General features: G+C 46.6%; 21 protein-coding genes and 1 riboswitch. Of the genes, 4 read left to right on the top strand and 17 right to left on the bottom strand.

Going from position 1 to position 21577, the window contains the following annotated elements; genetic code table 11:
* Positions 1-12: 12 nt before the first annotated feature.
* The 14 genes from SATMO3_RS14825 to mobB form a co-directional block, all read right to left on the bottom strand.
* Positions 13-897, bottom strand: coding sequence for a substrate-binding domain-containing protein (locus SATMO3_RS14825; RefSeq protein ID WP_371381551.1), 885 nt, complete (start codon positions 895-897; stop codon positions 13-15).
* A 73-nt stretch (positions 898-970) separates the two neighbouring features.
* Entirely contained in the window at positions 971-1459 is a 489-nt protein-coding gene (locus SATMO3_RS14820) for a molybdenum cofactor biosynthesis protein B (RefSeq protein ID WP_371381549.1), read from the bottom strand.
* Positions 1452-1892, bottom strand: a complete 441-nt coding sequence (locus SATMO3_RS14815) for an MOSC domain-containing protein (RefSeq protein ID WP_371381547.1) — start codon at positions 1890-1892, stop codon at positions 1452-1454. Before SATMO3_RS14815 ends, SATMO3_RS14820 begins: the two co-directional genes overlap by 8 nt.
* 1 nt (position 1893) lies before the next feature.
* Positions 1894-2373: a cyclic pyranopterin monophosphate synthase MoaC gene (gene moaC, locus SATMO3_RS14810; RefSeq protein ID WP_371381545.1), complete on the bottom strand. Its 480-nt coding sequence runs from the start codon at positions 2371-2373 to the stop codon at positions 1894-1896.
* Between the two features lie 28 nt (positions 2374-2401).
* A complete protein-coding gene (locus SATMO3_RS14805) occupies positions 2402-2638 on the bottom strand; it encodes a MoaD/ThiS family protein (protein WP_371381543.1) in 237 nt (78 codons plus the stop codon).
* A gap of 15 nt (positions 2639-2653) precedes the next feature.
* Positions 2654-4594, bottom strand: a complete 1941-nt coding sequence (locus SATMO3_RS14800) for a molybdopterin biosynthesis protein (protein ID WP_371381542.1) — start codon at positions 4592-4594, stop codon at positions 2654-2656.
* Position 4595: 1 nt separating this feature from the next.
* Positions 4596-5837: a gephyrin-like molybdotransferase Glp gene (gene glp, locus SATMO3_RS14795; RefSeq protein WP_371381541.1), complete on the bottom strand. Its 1242-nt coding sequence runs from the start codon at positions 5835-5837 to the stop codon at positions 4596-4598.
* 2 nt (positions 5838-5839) lie between these two features.
* Entirely contained in the window at positions 5840-6037 is a 198-nt protein-coding gene (locus SATMO3_RS14790; protein ID WP_371381539.1) for a hypothetical protein, read from the bottom strand.
* Positions 6038-6247: 210 nt separating this feature from the next.
* The gene (locus tag SATMO3_RS14785; RefSeq protein ID WP_371381537.1) at positions 6248-7408 is read right to left on the bottom strand and encodes an iron-containing alcohol dehydrogenase; all 1161 of its coding nucleotides are present in this window, start codon (positions 7406-7408) and stop codon (positions 6248-6250) included.
* A 426-nt stretch (positions 7409-7834) separates the two neighbouring features.
* On the bottom strand, positions 7835-8098 hold the full coding sequence (locus SATMO3_RS14780) for a hypothetical protein (RefSeq protein WP_371381535.1): 264 nt from the start codon (positions 8096-8098) through the stop codon (positions 7835-7837).
* Between the two features lie 256 nt (positions 8099-8354).
* On the bottom strand, positions 8355-10355 hold the full coding sequence (locus tag SATMO3_RS14775) for a sigma-54-dependent Fis family transcriptional regulator (RefSeq protein WP_371381533.1): 2001 nt from the start codon (positions 10353-10355) through the stop codon (positions 8355-8357).
* A 109-nt stretch (positions 10356-10464) separates the two neighbouring features.
* On the bottom strand, positions 10465-12186 hold the full coding sequence (locus SATMO3_RS14770) for an aldehyde ferredoxin oxidoreductase family protein (RefSeq protein ID WP_371381532.1): 1722 nt from the start codon (positions 12184-12186) through the stop codon (positions 10465-10467).
* A gap of 42 nt (positions 12187-12228) precedes the next feature.
* Positions 12229-12337: riboswitch (molybdenum cofactor riboswitch) on the bottom strand.
* A gap of 70 nt (positions 12338-12407) precedes the next feature.
* Positions 12408-13388: a GTP 3',8-cyclase MoaA gene (gene moaA, locus SATMO3_RS14765; protein WP_371381530.1), complete on the bottom strand. Its 981-nt coding sequence runs from the start codon at positions 13386-13388 to the stop codon at positions 12408-12410.
* Positions 13389-13394: 6 nt separating this feature from the next.
* Positions 13395-13898 carry a molybdopterin-guanine dinucleotide biosynthesis protein B gene (mobB, locus tag SATMO3_RS14760; RefSeq protein ID WP_371381528.1) on the bottom strand — a complete coding sequence of 168 codons (504 nt, stop codon included), beginning with the start codon at positions 13896-13898 and terminating at the stop codon, positions 13395-13397.
* Between the two features lie 183 nt (positions 13899-14081).
* Between mobB and SATMO3_RS14755 the strand changes: the two genes are divergently transcribed.
* Positions 14082-14747, top strand: coding sequence for a metal-dependent hydrolase (locus SATMO3_RS14755; protein ID WP_371381526.1), 666 nt, complete (start codon positions 14082-14084; stop codon positions 14745-14747).
* A 119-nt stretch (positions 14748-14866) separates the two neighbouring features.
* Here SATMO3_RS14755 and SATMO3_RS14750 read toward each other — a convergent pair whose 3' ends face one another.
* Positions 14867-15319 (bottom strand): N-acetyltransferase, encoded by a 453-nt coding sequence (locus tag SATMO3_RS14750; RefSeq protein WP_371381524.1) that lies wholly within the window; start codon positions 15317-15319, stop codon positions 14867-14869.
* Positions 15320-15375: 56 nt separating this feature from the next.
* A complete protein-coding gene (nth, locus tag SATMO3_RS14745) occupies positions 15376-16017 on the bottom strand; it encodes an endonuclease III (RefSeq protein WP_371381522.1) in 642 nt (213 codons plus the stop codon).
* A 303-nt stretch (positions 16018-16320) separates the two neighbouring features.
* On the opposite strand from nth, the gene SATMO3_RS14740 reads away from it, so the two are divergent.
* A complete protein-coding gene (locus SATMO3_RS14740) occupies positions 16321-17613 on the top strand; it encodes a dicarboxylate/amino acid:cation symporter (protein ID WP_371381521.1) in 1293 nt (430 codons plus the stop codon).
* 428 nt (positions 17614-18041) lie between these two features.
* On the opposite strand, the gene SATMO3_RS14735 is transcribed toward SATMO3_RS14740, so the two are convergent.
* Complete coding sequence (locus tag SATMO3_RS14735) at positions 18042-19070, bottom strand: low specificity L-threonine aldolase (protein WP_371381520.1); 1029 nt, start codon at positions 19068-19070, stop codon at positions 18042-18044.
* 531 nt (positions 19071-19601) lie between these two features.
* Here SATMO3_RS14735 and aroF point away from each other — a divergent pair.
* On the top strand, positions 19602-20615 hold the full coding sequence (gene aroF, locus SATMO3_RS14730; protein ID WP_371381519.1) for a 3-deoxy-7-phosphoheptulonate synthase: 1014 nt from the start codon (positions 19602-19604) through the stop codon (positions 20613-20615).
* A gap of 122 nt (positions 20616-20737) precedes the next feature.
* Positions 20738-21541, top strand: coding sequence for a class D beta-lactamase (gene blaOXA, locus SATMO3_RS14725; protein WP_371381518.1), 804 nt, complete (start codon positions 20738-20740; stop codon positions 21539-21541).
* The last annotated feature ends 36 nt before the right edge of the window (positions 21542-21577 follow it).

Below are 21577 nucleotides of genomic sequence, written 5' to 3'. Positions count from 1 at the left end.
CCTCAAATCAAATTATAGACCAAAATCCTTTTCCGTTTTACCGCCATCTTCAGTAAATAAAGCCTGACCATATTTATCTTTGCCAAAAGCAGCAATTAAACCTTGTCCTTCACTGGAAAGCAGGAAGTCGGCAAAAGCTTTGGCTCCTTCTTTATTTACTTTGGTAAATTTCTCAGGATTGACTTCCATTACGTGGTAAATATTAAGTAATTTGGCATCGCCTTCCACTAAAATTTTCAGGGTAATATTTTTCGCCTGCGCTAAATAAGTGGCCCGGTCGGCGATAGTATAGCCTTTTTTCTCATCCGCAATTTTCAGTGTCTGCCCCATACCGGCTCCGGCTTCCTGATACCAGGAGCTTCCTTGCGGTTTAATGGCCGCAAGTTTCCACAAATTCAATTCTAATTTATGTGTACCTGAGTCGTCACCCCGTGATACAAATACCGCATTCGCGTTGCTAACCGCTTTGAGTGAATCCGGCGCCGATTTGCCTTTAATTTTAGCCGGGTCTTCAGCAGGTCCGACAAGAACAAAGTCATTATGCATAACCATCCTGCGGCTTATGGCAGCCCCGGCTGCAACAACTTTCTTTTCAGCGTCCGGAGCATGTACCAGCAATACGTCAGCTTCACCTTTTTCCCCCATAGCCAGAGTCTGACCGGTACCAACGGAAATTGTCTTAATTTTATAACCTGTTTTCTTTTCAAATGCCGGTATCACCACATCCAGCAGTCCGCTGTCCTGAGTACTGGTAGTCGTTGCCAGGATTACTTCCGGTTTGGCAGGCTTAACCGGCGCCTGCGCCTGCTGCTCGGGAGCTTTCTGGCAGGCAGACAAAACAAAGGTCATGAGTATTATCAACAGAGCACCCAGCAAATGTTTTCCGGTTCTTTGCATGTTGCACCTCTTTCTATTTCTCCCCGAATCTAAAGATCCGTGACTTATTTACACTTTAAATAATGCTTCAAGTCTAAGGCCGCGCACATTCACCTGCCTCCCCTTTCATAATAGCTAACCCATGTTCCAGTGCCGGTAAAATTACTTCCAGACACTCCTTTACCCCTTTCGGACTGCCGGGAAGATTGATGATAAGCGTACGCCCGCGCATTCCAGCTACCGCCCGTGACAACATGGCCCGGGAAGTAATTGTTAAAGACTTGGCCCGCATGGCTTCCGGGATCCCCGGTACCAGTCTGTCTATTACTGCCAACGTTGCTTCCGGTGTAACATCACGTGGCCCCAGTCCGGTACCGCCGGTAGTAAGAATGAGATCGATTTGTTTTTTATCGGCCATATCCACGATTGCCTCACTAAGGGCGTTCTGTTCATCGGGAACAATCAGGTAGTGTTTAACCGTCCCCAGTTCCGTGAGCATTTCTGCAATAATCCTGCCGCTTACATCCTCGCGTTCACCGCGCGATCCTTTGTCACTTGCGGTAACAATACCAATGCTAAACATTTTCGATCACCTCAATAGCATCGCCGTTTGCTACTTTCCCGCCTGTTATTACAATGGCAAAAATTCCTTCCTTCGGCATTACACAGTCACCGGCCTGATAATAAATATTGCAGCGGGTATGACATTCCTTACCTATCTGGCTGACTTCCAGCAATGCCTCTCCAATCCTCAGTTTGGTGCCGATCGGCAAAACCGGGAGGATTAGACCTTCGGTTGTCAAATTTTCCGCAAAATCACCCGGGTGGACATCCAACCCCATATTTCGCATTTTTTCAATACTTTCCAATGCCAGCAGACTAACCTGACGGTGCTGGAAACCAGCGTGAGCATCGCCTTCTAAGCCAAGCCCAACCAATAGCTTCGCCTGCCCGACGTTTTTTTTGCGTTCCCCTTTATTCTTGCTGGTACAAACAGCCACAATTTTTCCCTGCATATTATTTATCCTCCCTGACATAATCGCCGCTTTTGCCGCCTGATTTAGCCATTAGCCGTATATACTCAATGGTCATGCCTTTATCAACGGCTTTGCACATATCATAGATTGTTAACGCAGCAACAGATGCCGCAGTAAGCGCTTCCATCTCCACCCCGGTTTTACCTGTAGTTTTGACAACTGCTTTGATATTGATGGCACTGCCGGCATCATCAATTACAAACTCCAGGTTTACTCCGGTTAATAAAAGCGGGTGGCACATCGGAATTAGATCCCATGTTCGCTTAGCGCCCATTACACCGGCTACCTGAGCAACCCCTAGCACATCCCCCTTGCCCATAGCGCCTTGCTTTACCAGGGCAAGCGTAGATGGCTTCATAGTTATCCGTCCTTCAGCCACAGCTTCCCGCCTGGTTTCTTCCTTTACGCTGACATCTACCATGCGGGCCTTACCGGAGTTATTAAAATGTGTAAGTTCCATTCCTGTGTCTTAAGCCCCTCTCTTTTTCTTAACCGCCGCCGACTGGCGGAAACAGGCCAATCCTGTCGCCGTCTTTGATTTCGCTACTTAAGTCGGCCTGTACGCCGTTAACCATGAAAATTTTTATTTCGTCAGGGTTGAGCTTTAAGTTTGTAATAAGTTCCCTGAGGGTACCGGCCGTTGTGTCTTCAACGGCAAGCACTCCTCCCGGCGCCTCAGGAAAGTAATTGCGCAGTGTGGCAAACAGCCGAACTTCCAAAGCCATCCTGTACACGCCTCCTCACATAGTATTAACTGCCATTACTGTGCCAGCCTCTGTCAGGTCGTAACCCCCCAGGCGTTCCACTTCCTGCCGGAATTCGGCTGACTGCAAAATACCAATTATCGCCTCTGCCGCATTATCCTCCGGCGGAAAATTCAGAATTACATCATAGCATTCATGGGAAATTGGAATAAACTCCAATCCTAACGCTTGGGCCGCCGCCCGGATGCCCATACCGGTATCGGCCGCGCCAGCTTTAATTGTGGCTGCAACCGCCATATGGGTACTAACTTCTTTTTCATAGCCGTCCATATCGCCGGCGGATATTCCCTGCTTTTTCAGCAGATAATCCAGCAGCATCCGCGTTCCCGAACCACGCTGCCTATTTACATAGGTAATATTCTTGCGGACGAGATCGGCTAATCCCTTTATATTTTCCGGATTCCCCGGCAGGACCATCAAGCCTTGCTCACGTTTGGCCAGCCGTACCAGCTGCCAGTTCCCTTTAGGCAAATATTTATTGACAAAAGGTATATTATACTCTCCGGTTTTTTCATCAAGCATATGAACGCCGGCCAGGTGGGCCTCATTGTTTTTTATTGCCATTATACCACCCATACTGCCGACATTTGCCGCAGTCAACAGTTTTCCGGCCTGCCGTTTGAGAAAAACACCTAAAATGTCAAGCGCCAAATCATGGCTGCCTACTGCCAGCACCGTCTCCGGCTGCTGTGGGTCAAACAACCGGACCTCTACTGCGGCTCCGGCTTGTAGACCCGGACTCGCCGCGCCGACTGCCAGCACGCCTTGCGCTTTTATCAGTGAGGAAAGTATACCGGCGCCCCTGCTAAGCGGCGCGGCAACTGTTTTGCCCTGAATTTTACCAATAGAAACGCGCACATACTCCTCAACGCCAACATATGAGTACAGTTGCCGTGCAAGCACGGCCTGCATCACCGGCACTTCAGGCAGCGGCAGTTTTTGCCGCTCACGCAATATATCTCTGACAAACAGTTCAGCTGTCAGCATGGCAGATACCGGATATCCCGGCAAACCAATTACCGGTTTACCGTTGCAGATAGCCAGGACAACTGGTTTACCCGGTTTAATGGCCACGCCGTGAACCAGAAGCTCGCCAAGTTCTGCCAGAATGCGCGCAGTATAATCTTCAGTTCCTGCGGATGTTCCGGCATTGGTGATAACCATGTCGCTGGTTTTAAGGCTGGTTATAACTGCCTGTTTAATTTGCTCGTAATCATCAGGAACAATCTCATGACGTTCGCCTTGGCCGCCCCACTCGGTGACAGCGGCACACAGCATATGGGAATTAACGTCCAGAATGGCACCCGGTTTTAAATCCTGCGCCCGGGGGACAAGTTCAGTACCGGTGGGAATAACCGTAACAATAGGACGCGAGATCACCTCGACTGTTTCCAACCCGGCGGCCAGCAGGGCTGCCACATCAGGCGGCCTGATAACGTGGTGCTCGGGTAGAACCATTTCATTAACAACTATATCTTCACCAATGATTCGCACATGCTGCCACGGTGTGGCGGCGGCGATAATCTCTGCCAAGGCATCTTCAATATGGACATCCTCAATCATTATAACGGCGTTGGTTTCTGCCGGCAGCAAATCACCGGTATCAACAATGTAACATCCGCCTGGAATAAACGGCTCATGGTTCCTTAAGAGGGTCAGGTGTACAGGCTTGGTTTCTGAGGCACCGAAAGTATCCTGCGCCCGGATGGCAATACCGTCCATGGCCGCACCATTATAATGCGGGACAGACTGCCCGGCATAAATACACGTGGCAGTAACCCTGCCCAAGGACTGCACAACAGGCACCAATTCAACAGGTACATCGGCAAAATATGCGGCGGCTTCCAGTTTACCATGCCATAATTCCCATGCTTTTTCTCTGGGTAAACATTCCAGATAAGCTCTTCCCGTGTGCATGCTAGGCCTCCCTCATAACTTCGACATTAACAACATCGCCGGCATACAATCCGCTGCTTTCAGCAGATATCCGCACAATACCGTCAGCCTGCGTCATAACGCTGATAAGCCCTGATTTTCCCAGCACAGGCTCGGCCAGATATTCTCCTTCCCGCCAAACAAGTCTGACACGCAGGAAATCGTCCCGCCCTGGAGCTGAAGCAATATTCCTGGTAAGTTTCGCCAGAACCTGAATACCAGCCTTGCCGGTCCTTAAGCCGTGCATTTTTTTGACCGCAGGGATTACTAACGACTGGCAAACAGTCATAGCAGCAACCGGATGGCCTGGAAGGCCAAACACAGGCACTTGTCCGATCATGCCAAAAATGGTTGGTTTACCCGGTTTTACAGCTAAGCCGTGAAACATAACTCTTTGTTGACCAAGTTCTTCAATTACCCGCACAGTATGATCCCGCGCACCAACCGAACTGCCTCCCGAAACAAGCACTAGCTTGGTTTCCGTTACAGCTTTAATAATGGCTTGCCGCAATTTTTCATAATTATCTTTTATAATGCCATAATATCTCACCTGGCAGTCTGTTTCCGCCAACATAGCCCCTAACGTATACGAGTTAATATCACGCACCTGGCCGCCAACGGGGACAACGTCTACAGCAACGACCTCGTCACCTGTGGAGATCACTCCGACCGTAAGCCGTCCAAAGACTTTGACTTTCGCAATACCGCAAGCTGCCAGCGCACCAATTTCCGCTGCTGTCAGCTTACTCCCGGCAGTTATGAAAACCGTGCCTGCTTTAATGTCCTCACCTTTGACAACAACATTTTCACCGGGAGCAACCGGTTTGAGCACCAGCAGCGTTTCATTGTCAGAGCATTCCGTATACTCAAGCATTACGACTGCATCTGCCCCTGCCGGCAGCATCCCGCCTGTCGGAATAACCACGGCCTGCCCCGGAACAACGCTGTACTCAGCCGACTGACCCATTAATACCTCGCCAACAACAGCCAGCATCACCGGTACACCTTCCCCGGCCCCAAAGGTATCACGGCTCAATACAGCATATCCGTCAACTGTAGATCGGCTAAAAGGCGGCAAATCACTGCCCGCAGAAATATCTTCGGCGACAACACGGCCAAGAGCCTGTATAAGATCAACTTCTTCAACCCCGGTAGGTGATACGGATAGAGCATCCGCTACCAGCCCCTGCGCCGTTCTTAATGATATGCAATTAAAAAAATCCATAATTAGCCTTCCTTTTTGACCCCAAAACACCCTAATTGGCAAGCAGTAATTTTGACTCCGGCAGCATCGGCAGCCTGTCCGACTATAGTTGGGGGAACGCCTTGCGCTTTGGCAAGTTCTGTAGCTTCGGCACAGGTAATTCGGCCATTTTTTGCCAGTTCGGATACTTTGTGTTTGATAGCTTCGTTTACTTGTTCCACGGCTACCTCCATATGTATGTAAGATTATACTTACTATTTTGCCATTTGTTTAATAATTCCTGCATTATTAATGCTAACATATTGCTCATTTTAGCCGGCCACTCCCTTTAGAGATAATTAAGCCAGAGGGTTTTAATTTTTACATCCCGTAGTAAAACGGAGTCAGGAGCCCGGCCGAGAACCAGGCTCCTGTCGCGATTCACTTCTAAATTAAATTGCGGCTCTATAGATATTCTCAATTTCTTCCTGGGTAGCCTGTTTGGGATTGGTCAAGCCACAAGCGTCTTTAAGCGCATTGGCGGCTAACACCGGGATATCTTTTTCCTCGAAGCCGCTAAGATCTTTCAGTCCGGCAGGAATACCGATATCGGCTGAAAGCTCACGTATGGCGGCCAATGCGTCAGCTGCCGCTTCCTGGGCAGACAATCCGGCAACGTCTTTACCCATAGCTTTAGCAATATCAACAAATCTCTCCGGCACGATTTTGGCATTATAATCTTCCACTGCAGGCAGCAGGATTGCATTGCAGACACCGTGCGGCAAATCATAGAAACCGCCAAGTTGGTGGGCCATTGCATGCACATAGCCCAGACTTGCATTATTAAAGGCAACACCGGCAAGATACTCGGCGTAGGTCATCATTTCTCTGGCTTCCATATCATTACCGTCTTTAACAGCTCTTCGCAGATAGCCGGCAATCAATTCAACAGCTTTTAAGGCTGCACAGTCAGTAACAGGGGTGGCAATAGTGGAAACATACGCTTCAATGGCGTGAGTCAGAGCGTCCATACCGGTAGCGGCGGTCAGAGCGGACGGCATGGCAACCATCAGGTCGGCATCATCAACTGCGATAACTGCTGTTGTATGCCAGTCAACAATAGCCATTTTTACGTGACGGCTTTCGTCAGTGATAATACAGAAACGGGTCATTTGGCTGGCAGTACCGGAAGTGGTATTTACAGCAATCAGAGGCAGCTGGGGTTTAGCTGACTTGTTAATACCTTCATAGTCTTCAATCTTGCCGCCATTGGCAGCTACAAGGGCAATACCTTTTGCACAGTCATGCGGCGAACCCCCGCCAAAAGACACAACGAAATCACATTCGTTATCCTGCAGCATTTTTAAGCCGTCATTAACATTACTTACGGTTGGGTTAGGCTGGGCCCCGTCAAAAATAACATATTCAACACCAATGCCATCAAGGACATCAGTTATTTTTTTTATGAGTTTTATTTGAACAAGGACTTTATCACTGACAATCAAGGCTTTTTTGAAGCCCATAGGCTTTATGTAATCAGTAATGTCTTCAAGACAACCAACACCCATAATAGTTACCGGAGGCATAAAATACCCATAAGATTTTTTTGTCATTGCAATTCCTCCTCACAAATCTTTTTAATTTTAACTCTCTTTTTAGTAAACCGGGGCATGTTGCCAACACACATAACAGAGTTTACTACTCACCTCCCAGTTGCCGGAATCTTCAGTATATTATAGAGTTTCCTCTATGCCCCCACTGTTTTGAAAACACATTGCACTCTGGGCAAAAACGATTTCATCCCATTATTTTCCACGCATTATATATTAGCAAAATCCATGCCAAACCAATTTTCCCAGGTAATTTACTAATTTGAAATTATAAAATCAGTCTGTTTTTAGTGAATATGTTAGATAACTGTTCCATTTGTGCCATTTTTGTGTTACATTGCTATAACACAAAGATGACACATTATCATGAGAAGTTTAGGGCATAAAAAATCTCCCGTATGCAACACAGGGAGATAACGCAGGCTAGCGCTAATTTATGTTAAATGCCTCACGGACTGATAATACCCATTGATTGGCGGAATGTTTAGCATCACGATAATTACTATGTCGTTCCTCAATACGCATTTCCCGACGCGACTTATCGGGAAATACGGCAAATCCCGCAACCGTGTAACTTGTCCTGGTTACTACAATTTCGACGAAAATTGCATCAACGGTAAATGGATACACCTGATTTGGATAAGGCTCATAATAAATTGCGCATTCGCTGCCTGTATATAAATCCTTTTTCATCTTTTCCACCCAGACGCAATGATTGGCAAAAGCGACCGAGCGAATAGGTGTAACAATAGTGTATAGTGTCGGAATTTCTGAATTTACCCGGGTCAAATATTGTTCACTTCCTTCAATTGTACGATTAGCCGGTATCCTGTATTATATGGAAAATATCCTGAACATACACTCAACAGACAAAATAAAGGCGTAACTTTCACAAATAAGGAAAGTTACGCCTTGGGTTTCCATTAGCTTTTCTGTTGAAAAGCCTTTATTAGTTTTCGATTGCATATAAACGCATTTTTCGATATAACGTGTTCCGGGAGACCCCGAATTCCCGGGCCACAACGCTGATATTTCCGCCATGCTTGGATAAAAGCGTCAATATCTGCTGTCTTTCCGCCTTGTGCATAAGCTGTTGCCGCTGTTCGCGGTCTCGTGCTTCGTTGGTCCAGAGTGACAAGCCGGCTTGTAATACATAAAATGGCGGTGCTATATATACCTCAGAAGGCAAATGGGCAACAGTAATTTCTCCCGCTTCCGCCAAACTCACAGCACGTTCGGCAACATTTTGCAATTCCCGCACATTGCCTGGCCAAGCATACCGCTCCAAATATTCCAGAACCTGTGACTCAACATAAAAGTTGCAGCTACGATCCCGGCCAATTTTGTCCATAAAATGTTTAAAAAGCAGCGGAATATCTTTAATCCGGTTACGCAGCGGCGGTATAGTTATCGATATGACATTCAGGCGATAATATAAATCTTGCCGGAAAGTACCCTGCTCAATTTCTTTGGGCAAGTTTTTATTGGTTGCACAAATAACCCGTACATCCACAGGTATAACTTTATCGCTGCCAATCCGGGTAAGCTTTTTTTCCTGCAGTACTCTGAGCAGGGCTACCTGCTGTTCCAGCGGCATATCACCAATTTCGTCAAGAAAAAGAGTACCGCCTGAAGCCAATTCGAACTTACCTGGCTTTCCTCCCCGGGCAGCTCCCGTAAATGCGCCTTCAACATAACCAAACAGTTCACTGCCAATAAGTTCCCGCGGAATAACGCCGCAATTAAGGGCAACAAAAGGACCTTTGCGACATTCACTGCGGTTATGGATTGCTTGCGCAAATATTTCTTTGCCGGTGCCACTTTCCCCCTGTAACAGAATATTCGAGGACGTAGTAGCCGCCAGCGAAGCTATTCGTATTGTCTCATGTATTTCCGCACTGTCGCCGATAATGTCGCTAAACTGCAATGCGGCATGGTAGCCGCTAAACCGGTTGACCAAGTTTTTCACATTTTTAATAGGCCGTAAGATAAGCACTCCGCCGCTAACCTTTCCCTGTTCGTCGGACAATGGCTCCCCGGACGCCATACAATGAATAGTACTGTTTCTTGTTTCTATCATTATCTCGATATCTGTAAAAGATTCCTTGGCATTAAGCATCCGCCAAATTGCAGCTGCTTTGCCGTTAAATATACCGTCAATAGACATGCCCAGTATATCTGATTCATTTTTGTTAAATATTTTTTGGGCGGCAGGATTTAGCTGATTTACAACTCCCCTTGCATCAATCATCAGTATCCCGTCAGATAACGAATTCAGAATATCTATAGAGCGATTATTCGCTAATATCAACTCACGGTTTTTACGGCGGATATCAATTTGCGCCATGATTGCTTCGGTGGCTGCCACAACCATTCCCAGTGTGTGCATGTGCGACAAGGCAAACGGGCCTGACATATCCAAAATTCCGATAATTTGTCCACAATCATCAAGTATCGGGGCAGCTGAGCACGTCAGGCAATGATGTTTCTGGCAGTAATGCTCGGCACCGGAAACCTGAATAGGCCGTTTAAGCACCAGTGCTGTTCCGATGGCGTTGGTACCTGCTTCTTCCTCTCGCCAGCACGCGCCATGAAAAAAGTTACTGGTTCTTGGATTATTTAGCATATCCTCGTCACCGAACATCTCCAATATATAACCCCGCTCATCGCTCAAAACAACAACAAAACCGGACCCACGCACAAATTCATAAAGATTGGCCATAAACGGGACTGCAATGGTAATTAGCTCCTGCTTTTTCACAAGTGTCCTGTGCAGCGCCGCTTCATCAAGTTTACTTTGCAGTTCATGGTTATACGGGTTCACACCTGCCTGTTCACAGCGAGTCCAAGATTCAACTATCTGTTGGCGGATGGAAGGCATCCAGTTTTCCCCTGAAATATACTCCTTCCAGATAAGAAGAATATCATCCTGCTCAAAATGAGTAAGCATAGCGCCCCTCCGGCTTGCATCAGTAAATTTATTCAATTAATTCTATAATTTGTAAGGAAAGATCAGATAGTGAGCCCGACCAATAGTCGGGCTCACAGCCAAGAAAAGTTTAAAAGTTAAATACTTGCTTGAGTTCTTCTTTACTGATGTCAAAGACCACATTATGAGGCTTGAGCGGTTCATGCCGGAAAAAGTCAGGCAAATCATCAGAATCGTCGCCAAAGCCAGCCGCTTTGTTAAAAGCCCGTTCATCGCGAAGCACTTCTTTACCCATTTCCAGATAGTCATTAAGTGTATAATTCCAGCCATAGCGGGCATTACACATTTCAACTATGCCTTCCATCCCTTCAGGAATATCCAGGATTGCAAAAGCTACAAACAGGCAGAGACCGGTAGCATCGATAAAGGAAGTGGCTATTTGGAAATTACGGGACAGATCTACTTGACCCTCAGCTGCCAAAGGATCTGTTTTGCCACTGATACCAAGAATATTAGTAGCTACAACATAGCCGGCAGTATGGTCAGCCCCCATCGTAGTTGTTGCATAGGTCACACCCACGCCTTTAACGGCGCGAGGATCATAAGCCGGAATACCCTGTCCTTTGACTGCCGGGACACGGCTTACACCATACACTTTACCGGTAACAGTCGCGCCAGCGCCTAAAATGCGTCCAAGCGGCGTTGCTTTGCCCATCTCATGAATCAGTTCAATTGCCGCTTTACTGTCACCGAACTTTGCTACACCGGCTTCCATGGCCACACCCAGAGTTACAGCCATCTCAATGGTGTCTACGCCATAATCGTCGCACAGCCGGTTCATATAAGCAATATCGTCCAGATTGTTGATACCGAGATCAGCGCCAAAACCCCAGCAGGTTTCATACTCCAGGCCGCCGGTAATCATTTTTCCGTCTTTATCTTTATAGGTTTGTGAACAGCGGATGATGCAACCGGGCGAGCAGGCGTGAGTCGGATTGGCACCCCTGGCTTTGATGGTCTCATACATAGTTTCGCCGCTAATATCATTAGCGCCTTCAAAACGTCCCTCTGTAAAGTTTCTGGTCGGTAAACCACCGGCTTCGTTTAATATATTGACAAGTACGTTGGTGCCATAGGTCGGCAGGCCTTGACCGGTAACAGCATGGGTAGTAAGGGCTTTTGCCAGTTTCTTCGCGCCGGCCCGGAATGCCTCTTCGTTAACAAAAGGTATATTGGCTGCACCGGCATCATCAACGACAATCGCTTTTAAGCCTTTGCTGCCCATGACTGCCCCCAGACCGCCGCGGCCGGCCTGACGGGTAGGTTCTCCATCCTGGTCGGTTGCTCCGATACAGGCGGAAGCCATTTTGTTCTCGCCGGCAGTACCGATAGTGGCGATACCGGCTTTAGCGCCGTATTTTTGCTGCAGTTTGGCAGAAGCATCGTAAATGTTAAGTCCTTTCAGTTCGGGGCATTCCTCTAATTTTATCCCGTCTTTTGTAACTACTATTGTGTACATTTTATCGTCTGATGCTGTATCTTCAACAATAATGGCCGTTACGCCGCAACGGCCCAGCTTATGGCCGATAAAACCGCCTACATTACTTTCCTTGATAGTTCCGGTCAGCGGGCTCTTGGCGCCAAAAGACATCCGGCCGGCGTTGGGGGCAAAAGTGCCGGTTAGAAAGCCCGGTGCAAGAACTAGTTTGTTGAGCCTGCCAAGTGCATGGGCATTGGCATCCACTTCGGTTTTTACTATGCGGGAGGTAAGTGCCCGCCCAGCCAAGCCTTTGTACTGTTCGCCCGCTTCTTTGGTTACTGCCAGAGTGGCCATGTTAACACGGTAAAACACAAAAATCTCCTCCTTAATTATGTTTAGAAAAACAAAAAAAGAAAGTCTGCACACAGACTTCCTTTGCGTAAGGCAGGCATGAAAATTACTCTCCATGCCCTTTGGTCAATACTTCCGTTACGGAAACACTGACTCGGAACTCATCTTAGTAATACATATTCTCCTAGATGTCAAATATTCCTTCTCTTTTTTTAAAAAAAGGGAGTGAAAATTTCAAAAAGTCATCCGCCAATTTGCGACATTTTGCGAAAAAATGTTGTTTGGCTGTCAGAACTTGCCAATGTATGTCCCTGAGGTTTTTCCGCAATTGTATTGTAAAACAATCGGGCAATCTCGTCATCGGTTGCACCGCTCCTAAGTGCCGCCTTAATATCAATCTCCTGGTTGGATAATAAACAGGGCTTAAACTTGCCATCGGCAGTCAGACGGATACGGTTGCAAACGCTACAGAAGTGCTCGGAAATTGGCGTTATAAACCCGAATGATCCTTTAGCCTGCGGCAAATAGAAGTATTTAGCCGGTCCATTACCGCGAATATCAAGTGTAGGCTTCAGACTTCCCCGGCCGAAAGAGTTAATTGTTGTTTTAATCTCATCGATACTTGGCCCACGGCCGACCTGATTTTCACCTATCGGCATATATTCAATAAAGCGAACCGAAACCGGCTCGCGATGTACCAAATCGACGAAATAGGCAATATCTTGCTCAGTTACTATATTAGTAAGCACAACATTAAGCTTGACAGGTGTTAACCCTGCCTGCAAAGCGGCTTCAATCCCTTGGAGCGTATCGTTAAGATTGCCGCCTCGGGTAATGCTGCAAAATTGTTTTGGGTTAATTGTATCTAAACTAATATTTACTCTGGTTAAACCCGCCTCTTTGAGTTGGACAGCCATTCCGGCCAATAAACTGCCATTTGTTGTCATAGACAGATCAGTTATCAGCTTTAATCCGGCAATATTGCGAATAAATTCCACAATACCACGCCGGACCAGCGGTTCGCCGCCGGTAAGCCGGACCCGGCTTACTCCCTGTTGGCCGACAATACTAATTACCCGCAGAAATTCTTCGTAGGAGAGAATTTCATCATGCTTTAACAATTTCACGCCTTGTTCGGGCATACAATAAACACAGCGAAAATTGCATAGGTCAGTTACCGAAACCCGCAGATAGTTTATTTGCCGGTTATGTCCGTCATGCATAAATAATCAGTCCTTTAAATTAGCGTTATTTAGCACTTTATGTTCTAAAAAATCTGCCATAGCGGCTACATCATCAAGCGCATAGTGAGGCACACCTTCATAAAGCGCGGTATCTGCCACCACCGCTAAAAGCTCAGGCTTAGAACCAAGCGGCAAATGCCCTGCCGCCTGGCGAAACACTTCTATCTTGGGTTTGTTTTCCGCTTTATAGCCTTCTGTAATTATTATATCTACATTGTCAATGCTGCTAACAATCTGGTCAAGAGGCAGTTCCTGGTCAGTCTTTCTAATCATAGCCACTTTATGCGGGGATGCCAGATAAACGACCTCGGCTCCGGCCTGCGCGTGCCGCCAGGTATCTTTTCCCGGCCTATCAAATTCAAAATCGCTGTGATGGTGTTTTATTACCGCTATTTTATAACCACGCTTTTTAAGCTCGGTAATTAGTTTCTCCAGATATGTGGTTTTGCCGCTATTTGAACGTCCTACTACAGATAATATCGGGATCATTTTCAGTCGCCCCTTTTGCCGGTAGAAATGATTGATATTTTTAAAAATTCTCCATTTTTACCGATTAACCTTCCTGGCAAATCATTATACTTTACTTTTTTCCTGACCAGGCAGGATTTTTTTATGGTTAATCGGAAAAATACTATATTAAATTCAATTGATTCTTTTTGGAGGTGTATCACTATGACTACTTTAACCTTTTATGGCCATGCATGTTTTTCTCTGACTAACGGCACTGCCACTTTGCTGTTTGACCCGTTTTTAACCGGCAATCCCCTGGCAACTGCCAAGGCTGACGAAGTTGAATGCAACTACATCCTTGTCAGCCACGGGCACGGGGATCACCTTGGCGATACTGTAGCGATCGCCAAGCGCACCGGCGCAACAGTCATAGCAACCGCCGAGTTGGCAGGCTTGGTGGGAGAACAGAATTGCGTCAACATAAGTATGCATCTGGGAGGAAAACGAACCTTTGATTTCGGCTATGTGCGGCTAACGCCGGCTTATCACGGCGCGGGCGTTCCCGGCGGCCATGCGGCCGGTTTCATTGTCAATTTCTATGGCAAGACAGTTTATTTCGCAGGTGACACCGCACTATTTGGCGATATGGAGCTTTTAGGCCGTCTGGAGAAAATTGATTATGCCTTATTACCAATTGGCGATAACTATACCATGGGACCGGATGATGCTGCAGAAGCTGCCAAAATGCTTAAGCCAGGCACTGTCATTCCTATGCACTATAATACCTGGCCGGTAATTGAGCAGTCGCCTGAGGTATTCAAAGCCAAAGTGGAAGCCTTTCACATACCTGTACATATCTTGACCCCTGGTCAGAGCATTACACTGTAATTTTCTTACTAGCGACAAAATCGTCCGCAGCTTCTGCTACGGACGATTTTTTTATACGAAAATATATTTGGAGTAAAACTACCTGCGCCTTTAAGCCTGGGAACGGCGCAACTCTGCTGTTACAGTTCTTTCACCATTGCGATTTCATCACAGTTAGGAAACTTGGGGCAATTGATACATTCTTTCCACATTTTATGAGGCACGCTTTCCTTAGGTACCTCCTTGAAATTAAGCTTAGCAAAAAATCCGGGCTGATAGGTTAAAGCAAACAGAGTTTTAACCCCCAGCTCCCTAGCTTCCTCGGTTAGCATTTCAACAATTTGCCGGCCAATTCCCAGTTTAGTCTTGCTGGGGTGCACAGCCAGCGCCCGAATCTCGCCCAGTTCATCCCACACGAGATGTAAAGCGGCAATACCAACAACTTTTCCCTCTTCTTCCGCCAGGATAAATTCCCGCAAACCTTCATACAGGGTGTTGCGGGCCCGCGCCAGCATCAGTCCCTGGTCGGCATAATCATTAATTAATTTAAGGATGTCTTCGACATCACTGAATTTAGCCTTACGATAAATCATAGCTCATCCCCCAATCCCCTGCATTATTATACAACAAATATAATATTTATACAACATTAATTACTTTTAACCTTACTGCTTGGACACAACAGTTGTAAGGGACAGATGGTACAGGCCGGACTGGCCGCTTTGCATATCTTACGCCCATGCCATATGAGCCAATGATGGGCATCTCCCCATTTATCCCGGGGGATAGCGCGCATAAGTCCCTGCTCAACAGCGAGCGGTGTGTCGCCGGTTGCCAGCTTAAGCCGGTTTGCTACACGAAATACATGGGTATCAACAGCGATCGCCGGAATGCCAAACAGCTGGCTTAACAATACATTCGCCGTTTTACGGCCTACACCCGGCAGTTTTATCAGCTCTTCAAAGGTGTCTGGTACCTGGCCGCTATATTCATGGCACAAAATTTGGCAAGTGGCAATTATATTTTTGGCTTTGCTGCGAAAAAGGCCGCAATCCCTTATTTCTTCCTCCAAACCTGCCTGACCAAGCTCCAGAATTCTGTCCGGTGTGTTATATTGGGGAAACATGCGTGTTGTGATGATATTTACCCGGACATCGGTACACTGCGCCGACAGAATTACGGCAATTAACAGTTCAAACGGTGTAGAATACTGTAGCGCAGTCGTTGTATGTTGATAATGTTGTTCCAAAAGTTCGAGCATTTGTTGTTTGACAGCTTTTGTGATTCGCACACCCGGAGCCTCCAATTTATAATCTGATCATGTACATATTGTACCCTATTTAGCTCAGCAACTCCAGTACATAAAAACATTTACCCGGCTACCGGATAATGGATATTGAATTCAATATATTTTTGTCAATTTCAGCAATTGTTATTTTCATCTTCCTTTTTTTGTGGTATTTTCTCTTTATTGGGTATTGATGCCCTGTGGCTAAATACACAAAACTTACAATTTCAAATTATGGAAAGGTCGTGATCATCTAAGTATTACATTTTCAGTTCAAACTTAATATCGACGAAAGGGAGTATCAACATGAAGGCATCTTTTTTCAAGTCCCTGCACACACAAGTTTTTCTCGCCATTATCCTGGGTGTAGGGCTGGGACACCTGTTTCCTGCCGTAGGAGAAAACATGAAACCATTGGGCGACGGTTTTATTAAACTCATTAAAATGATCATTGCCCCGATAATTTTCTGCACCATCGTCACCGGGATCGCCGGTATGGACGACATTAAGAAGGTTGGCCGGGTTGGCGCCAAAGCGTTAATCTATTTTGAAGTGGTCACAACTTTTGCACTGATTATTGGCTTATTCCTGGTAAATTGGCTGCAGCCGGGAGCTGGCATGAATGTCGATGTCAGCAAACTTGATACCAAAGCCATCGCAGCGTATACCACGGCAGCCAAAGCGCAAAGTTCAGTTGATTTCTTCATGAACATTATCCCGAACAGTGTTGTTGATGCTTTTGCCAAAGGGGATATTCTCCAGGTTCTCCTATTTTCCGTTCTGTTTGGCTGGGCATTACTGGCTATGGGGAAGAAAGGCGAGGCTGTCTTTGGCCTGATAAGCGACATCTCGCATAGTTTATTTGTCATCGTTGATATTATTATGAAGGTTGCCCCTATCGGCGTCTTTGGGGCTATGGCCTTTACCATCGGCAAGTACGGGATTGCCTCACTGGGTCCGCTTGCCAAATTACTGGGCTGTTTCTACGCAACCTGCGCCTTCTTCATTTTAGTAATTCTTGGCTCAATAGCCAGATGGGCTCATATCAGTATTTTTAAGTTTCTCGCCTATATTAAAGAAGAGCTTTTAATTGTACTGGGTACTTCCTCGTCGGAAAGTGTATTGCCGCGTCTGATGGAGAAACTGGAAAAACTGGGCTGCGCCAAATCAATAGTCGGTTTGGTCGTGCCGACAGGTTACTCTTTCAATCTGGACGGTACATCAATTTATTTAACAATGGCCGCCATCTTTGTAGCCCAGGCGACTAATACCGAGCTTACCCTGATGCATCAGCTTACTATCCTTGCAGTCCTGCTGCTAACCTCTAAAGGAGCCTCCGGTGTAACAGGCAGCGGTTTCATAGTCCTGGCAGCCACTTTATCTGTCATTCCCGGCATTCCGGTGGCAGGCCTGGCCTTAATTTTTGGCATCGATAGGTTTATGTCCCTCGGGCGGGCCATCACTAACCTGATCGGTAACGGCATTGCCACTATTGTTGTCTCCAAATGGGAAAATGAACTGGATGTAAAAAAAATGAAACAGACTTTGACCTTAAATCCGGTATCTGATCCCAAGTCGGCCGATACGTATTCCCACTAAGCCAACAAGTTAAACTAATACCTCTATACCATCGGAAAGGGGCTTCCACGCATGATTATGCTTAGCTTGCGACACTGTACCCCACTGAACAATAATGGTATAACAGGTTTAGTCGAATTATTCTGGAATGCAAGCATTGCGGTACGGCACACGAACCGAAATAATACCAGCGCCCCGTGTTCCTGCCCCATTCATGAAAATAATCATGTGACAAGTTGCATTCAATGCGAAACGACAGCGACCTAAGACCTTGGAAAACCCGATCAGGGCTTCCAAGGTCTTTTATATTTTCCGACGACTAACCGGCTCTAAGACGCCCACTTCCACAAGTGGGGTTTATACCCCTACGGGCACAGGCGGGCGGCTAAATCTATTTTATAAGAAAAAAGCCATCATCCATGAATTACCCGGATGATGGCAGTCAATAATTATTTTAAGGCCTTTGCAATCGCCGCTACTGCACAATCCACATCCTCCGGGGTGATTCCCCAGTGAGTAATCATGCGGCAGGCATAGGGACCGATAAGTTTTATTTTTATATGTTCTTTGAGCAATGCTTCAGTAACAGAAACTGCATCTTTCCCGGCCGGTTCAAAGTTGATCTGGACGACATTGGTTTTGACCAGGTTCACATCCACCAGACGTTCATCGACAGCTGCCAAACCTCTTGCCAGCCGCAGGGCATTCTCGTGGTCTTCCCGCAATCGCTGCCGCATAGTCGTTAGCGCAACAATTCCGGCAGCCGCCATATGACCGGCCTGACGCATGCCGCCGCCAATCCGCTGTTTTATCCATTTGGCTTTTTCAACAAATTCCTTGCTGCCAAGCAGCATGGACCCAAAGGGAGCAGCCAAGCCTTTCGTCAGGCAGAACTGTAATGCGTCTGCATGTTTTGCCAGTTGCGGCAGATCGACCTGCAAAGCTTCTGCAGCGTTAAAAATCCTGGCCCCGTCAAGATATACGGACATGCCATGATCGCGGGCAATTCCGGCCATTTCGGCCTGATACTCGGGCGATAACGGATATCCCCGGTTTAAATCATAGGTGTTCTCCAGGCATAAGACCCGGCTTACAGGCGATTGAACGCCCTTCGGTCGGATAGCTTTTTTCACATCATTAACTGCAAATTGCCCCTGAGTGCTTGCAATAGGACGCGCCTGCACACAGGACAGAGCCGCTAAGGCCCCAACCTCCAAATTGTAGATGTGCGTGTCCTCGCCCACAATCACCTCGTCACCAAGCTGCGTTAAGGCCATAATAGCAATTTGATTGGCCATGGTACCGGAAACCGTCAGCATGGCCGCTTCTTTACCAAACATAGCGGCACTCATTGTTTCAAGTTTACGGACAGTCGGATCTTCTCCCAGGATGTCATCCCCTACCTCGGCTTCAAGCATAGCCTGCCGCATATCCTGTGTCGGCTGAGTAACCGTATCACTGCGAAAATCTTTGTACATAATATTATCCCCCATTCCCGGAACAAGTTGTCTATATAGTATCCAATAAAGATTTACAAGAAGGTGTTGGGTAAAGATTAATACTTAAAAGTATATAGGCAACCAACAGTCAATGTCAATTTTATTCCAGTTTATTTTTCTTGTTAAGTCTTTTCATATCGACTCCTCTTTTCACACAGTCATACTGCGCTGCAGGACAAACTTTACACTCCGGTTGGTTTTTAACTGTTTTTAAAACTCAACTTGACACTCCCCGATTCTCTGCTATAATAAGTTACAGGATATTAAAATCGCCGGACATAATAGGTGGTCGTTATGATGATAAATGCTATTAATTTATATACAAAACAATACTTTTTCTTTTTTGCTTGGGCCAGCTTTTTTGGCGCAGGCTTGTTTACATGCAACAATTTAATAACACCACTGTCTGTGAGTCCTTAACAAGAGAACATGTCGTGCTATGACAGCAAACCTAAGGCTCATTGAGCCTTAGGTTTTTTTATTTAAAACAAAATTCAGGGGGTATACATTATGGTCATTGTATTAAATTCTTCGGCTACACCGGAACAAATCGAAAAACTAAAACAAGAGCTCGAAAACTATGGCTGCAGTGTCTGGCCGACCTATGGCCAGTTTCAGACCATTTTGGGGATTGTCGGCGATACCGGCAAGCTCGACCGGGATTACCTTTTAAGCAAGCCTTATGTGGAAAAGGTGCTGTCTGTTCAGGAGCCTTATAAAAAAGCCAATCGGACCTTTCATCCGGAAAACACTGTTGTTACTGTTGGCACCCAAACCATCGGCGGCAATCAGTTAGCCATCATTGCCGGACCGTGTTCTGTGGAAAGCCGCGAACAAATTATTACTATTGCGCAGGAAGTAAAGTCAGCCGGAGCCGGTTTCCTGCGCGGCGGAGCCTTCAAACCCCGTTCCTCACCCTACAGTTTCCAAGGTATGCAGCAGGAAGGCCTTGAGTTGTTAAAGCAGGCCAGAGCGGCAACCGGACTGCCGATTGTCACCGAAATTATGTCAGTCAAACAATTGGAAGAGCATCATGAAGATATTGATGTAATCCAAATCGGGGCCCGCAATATGCAAAATTTTGACTTGCTTAAAACAGCTGGCCAGCTTAACAAACCTATACTATTGAAAAGAGGACTCAGCGCCACTATTGAGGAGCTTTTAATGTCGGCGGAATACATTCTGGCCGGCGGTAACGAGAATGTAATCTTGTGCGAACGCGGCATCCGGACATTTGAAACATATACCCGCAACACCCTTGACCTTAGTGCCGTATTGGCCATTAAAAAGCTAAGCCACTTACCGGTTATTGTCGATCCCAGTCATGCCGCCGGCTTATGGTGGATGGTGGAAGCCCTGTCCAAGGCAGCTGTCGCGGTAGGCGCCGATGGAGTAATCATTGAAGTCCATCAAGACCCCAGTAACGCAAAATGCGATGGACAACAGTCCATTAAACCTGAACGCTTTGCCCGACTTATGCAATCTTTACGGGAAATCGCCCGTATTGAAAACCGGACAATCTAGCGCTGCTTCATTATTGTAAGCGTTTTATAATTATTCCGCTATTTTATGCTCCCCTTACAAATGTTACAATAATTACAGCGCTCCTGGCCAGGGCAGCATTGTTGAGGGGTGATGATATATACATGAAGAGACTTCTGCTGACCGGTGTCCTTGCTCTCCTGTTGTCTTTAAACTGCCTGACGAACGCTTTCGCCGGCAACACAATTATCCGCGAAGATCTAGGCAAATTTTTCACCGGCTATGAAGGAACCTTTGTTTTATATGACGAAATTAACGATCAATATACTATCTATAATGAGCAGCAAAGTAACGCCCGGCTTAGCCCCTGCTCCACCTTTAAAATCTATAACTCGCTTATCGCTCTGGAAAGCGGCGTCGTGGATAAAGAGGATGTGTTTACTCTCATTAAATGGGACGGGACACAATACCCTTTTCCGGCCTGGAACCGTGACCAAACTTTATCATCGGCCATGAGCAACTCGGTTGTGTGGTATTACCAGGAGTTGGCCAGAAGAGTGGGCGTTGAAAAAATGCAGTACTTTATCGATCAGCTGCATTACGGCAATCAGGATATCAGCGGCGGTATTGATCACTTTTGGCTCAGATCCAGTCTGACAATATCAGCCAAAGAGCAAGTGGAGTTGCTGAAGCAGCTCTATAACGGTACCCTGCCTTTCACTGCCGAAAATATGGCTATAGTCCGGAAAATAATTGTGCTGTCTGCAGACAACAATCTGACCTTTTCAGGAAAAACAGGTTCAGGCTATCAGGACGGACAATATATACTAGGCTGGTTTGTGGGTTCTCTTGAAAAAGACGGCCATAAATACTATTTTGCAACAAATATTGTAAACAATCAGGCGGCCGATGGCGGCAAAGCCAGAGAGATAACCAAATTAATTCTGAAGGATTTAGGACTACTTTAATGTTAGAAAGTCACCGGCCCACAAGCGGTGACTTTT

This window comes from Sporomusa aerivorans (genome assembly GCF_041428895.1).
Classification (GTDB): domain Bacteria; phylum Bacillota; class Negativicutes; order Sporomusales; family Sporomusaceae; genus Sporomusa; species Sporomusa aerivorans.
The sequence above is the reverse complement of the archived record's forward strand: the minus strand, read 5'-3'. Positions and strand labels throughout refer to the sequence as shown.

Bases quoted from the DNA above. Each gene is read 5' to 3' on its own strand.
- moaC (WP_371381545.1), bottom strand. From the start codon at position 2,373: ATGGAACTTACACATTTTAATAACTCCGGTAAGGCCCGCATGGTAGAT.
- SATMO3_RS14800 (WP_371381542.1), bottom strand. From the start codon at position 4,594: ATGCACACGGGAAGAGCTTATCTGGAATGTTTACCCAGAGAAAAAGCA.
- mobB (WP_371381528.1), bottom strand. From the start codon at position 13,898: ATGATCCCGATATTATCTGTAGTAGGACGTTCAAATAGCGGCAAAACC.
- glp (WP_371381541.1), bottom strand. From the start codon at position 5,837: ATGGATTTTTTTAATTGCATATCATTAAGAACGGCGCAGGGGCTGGTA.
- SATMO3_RS14735 (WP_371381520.1), bottom strand. From the start codon at position 19,070: ATGTACAAAGATTTTCGCAGTGATACGGTTACTCAGCCGACACAGGAT.
- SATMO3_RS14805 (WP_371381543.1), bottom strand. From the start codon at position 2,638: ATGGCTTTGGAAGTTCGGCTGTTTGCCACACTGCGCAATTACTTTCCT.
- aroF (WP_371381519.1), top strand. From the start codon at position 19,602: ATGGTCATTGTATTAAATTCTTCGGCTACACCGGAACAAATCGAAAAA.
- SATMO3_RS14755 (WP_371381526.1), top strand. From the start codon at position 14,082: ATGACTACTTTAACCTTTTATGGCCATGCATGTTTTTCTCTGACTAAC.
- SATMO3_RS14780 (WP_371381535.1), bottom strand. From the start codon at position 8,098: ATGAAAAAGGATTTATATACAGGCAGCGAATGCGCAATTTATTATGAG.
- moaA (WP_371381530.1), bottom strand. From the start codon at position 13,388: ATGCATGACGGACATAACCGGCAAATAAACTATCTGCGGGTTTCGGTA.
- SATMO3_RS14750 (WP_371381524.1), bottom strand. From the start codon at position 15,319: ATGATTTATCGTAAGGCTAAATTCAGTGATGTCGAAGACATCCTTAAA.
- SATMO3_RS14785 (WP_371381537.1), bottom strand. From the start codon at position 7,408: ATGACAAAAAAATCTTATGGGTATTTTATGCCTCCGGTAACTATTATG.
- SATMO3_RS14815 (WP_371381547.1), bottom strand. From the start codon at position 1,892: ATGCAGGGAAAAATTGTGGCTGTTTGTACCAGCAAGAATAAAGGGGAA.
- SATMO3_RS14820 (WP_371381549.1), bottom strand. From the start codon at position 1,459: ATGTTTAGCATTGGTATTGTTACCGCAAGTGACAAAGGATCGCGCGGT.
- SATMO3_RS14825 (WP_371381551.1), bottom strand. From the start codon at position 897: ATGCAAAGAACCGGAAAACATTTGCTGGGTGCTCTGTTGATAATACTC.
- SATMO3_RS14775 (WP_371381533.1), bottom strand. From the start codon at position 10,355: ATGCTTACTCATTTTGAGCAGGATGATATTCTTCTTATCTGGAAGGAG.
- blaOXA (WP_371381518.1), top strand. From the start codon at position 20,738: ATGAAGAGACTTCTGCTGACCGGTGTCCTTGCTCTCCTGTTGTCTTTA.
- SATMO3_RS14740 (WP_371381521.1), top strand. From the start codon at position 16,321: ATGAAGGCATCTTTTTTCAAGTCCCTGCACACACAAGTTTTTCTCGCC.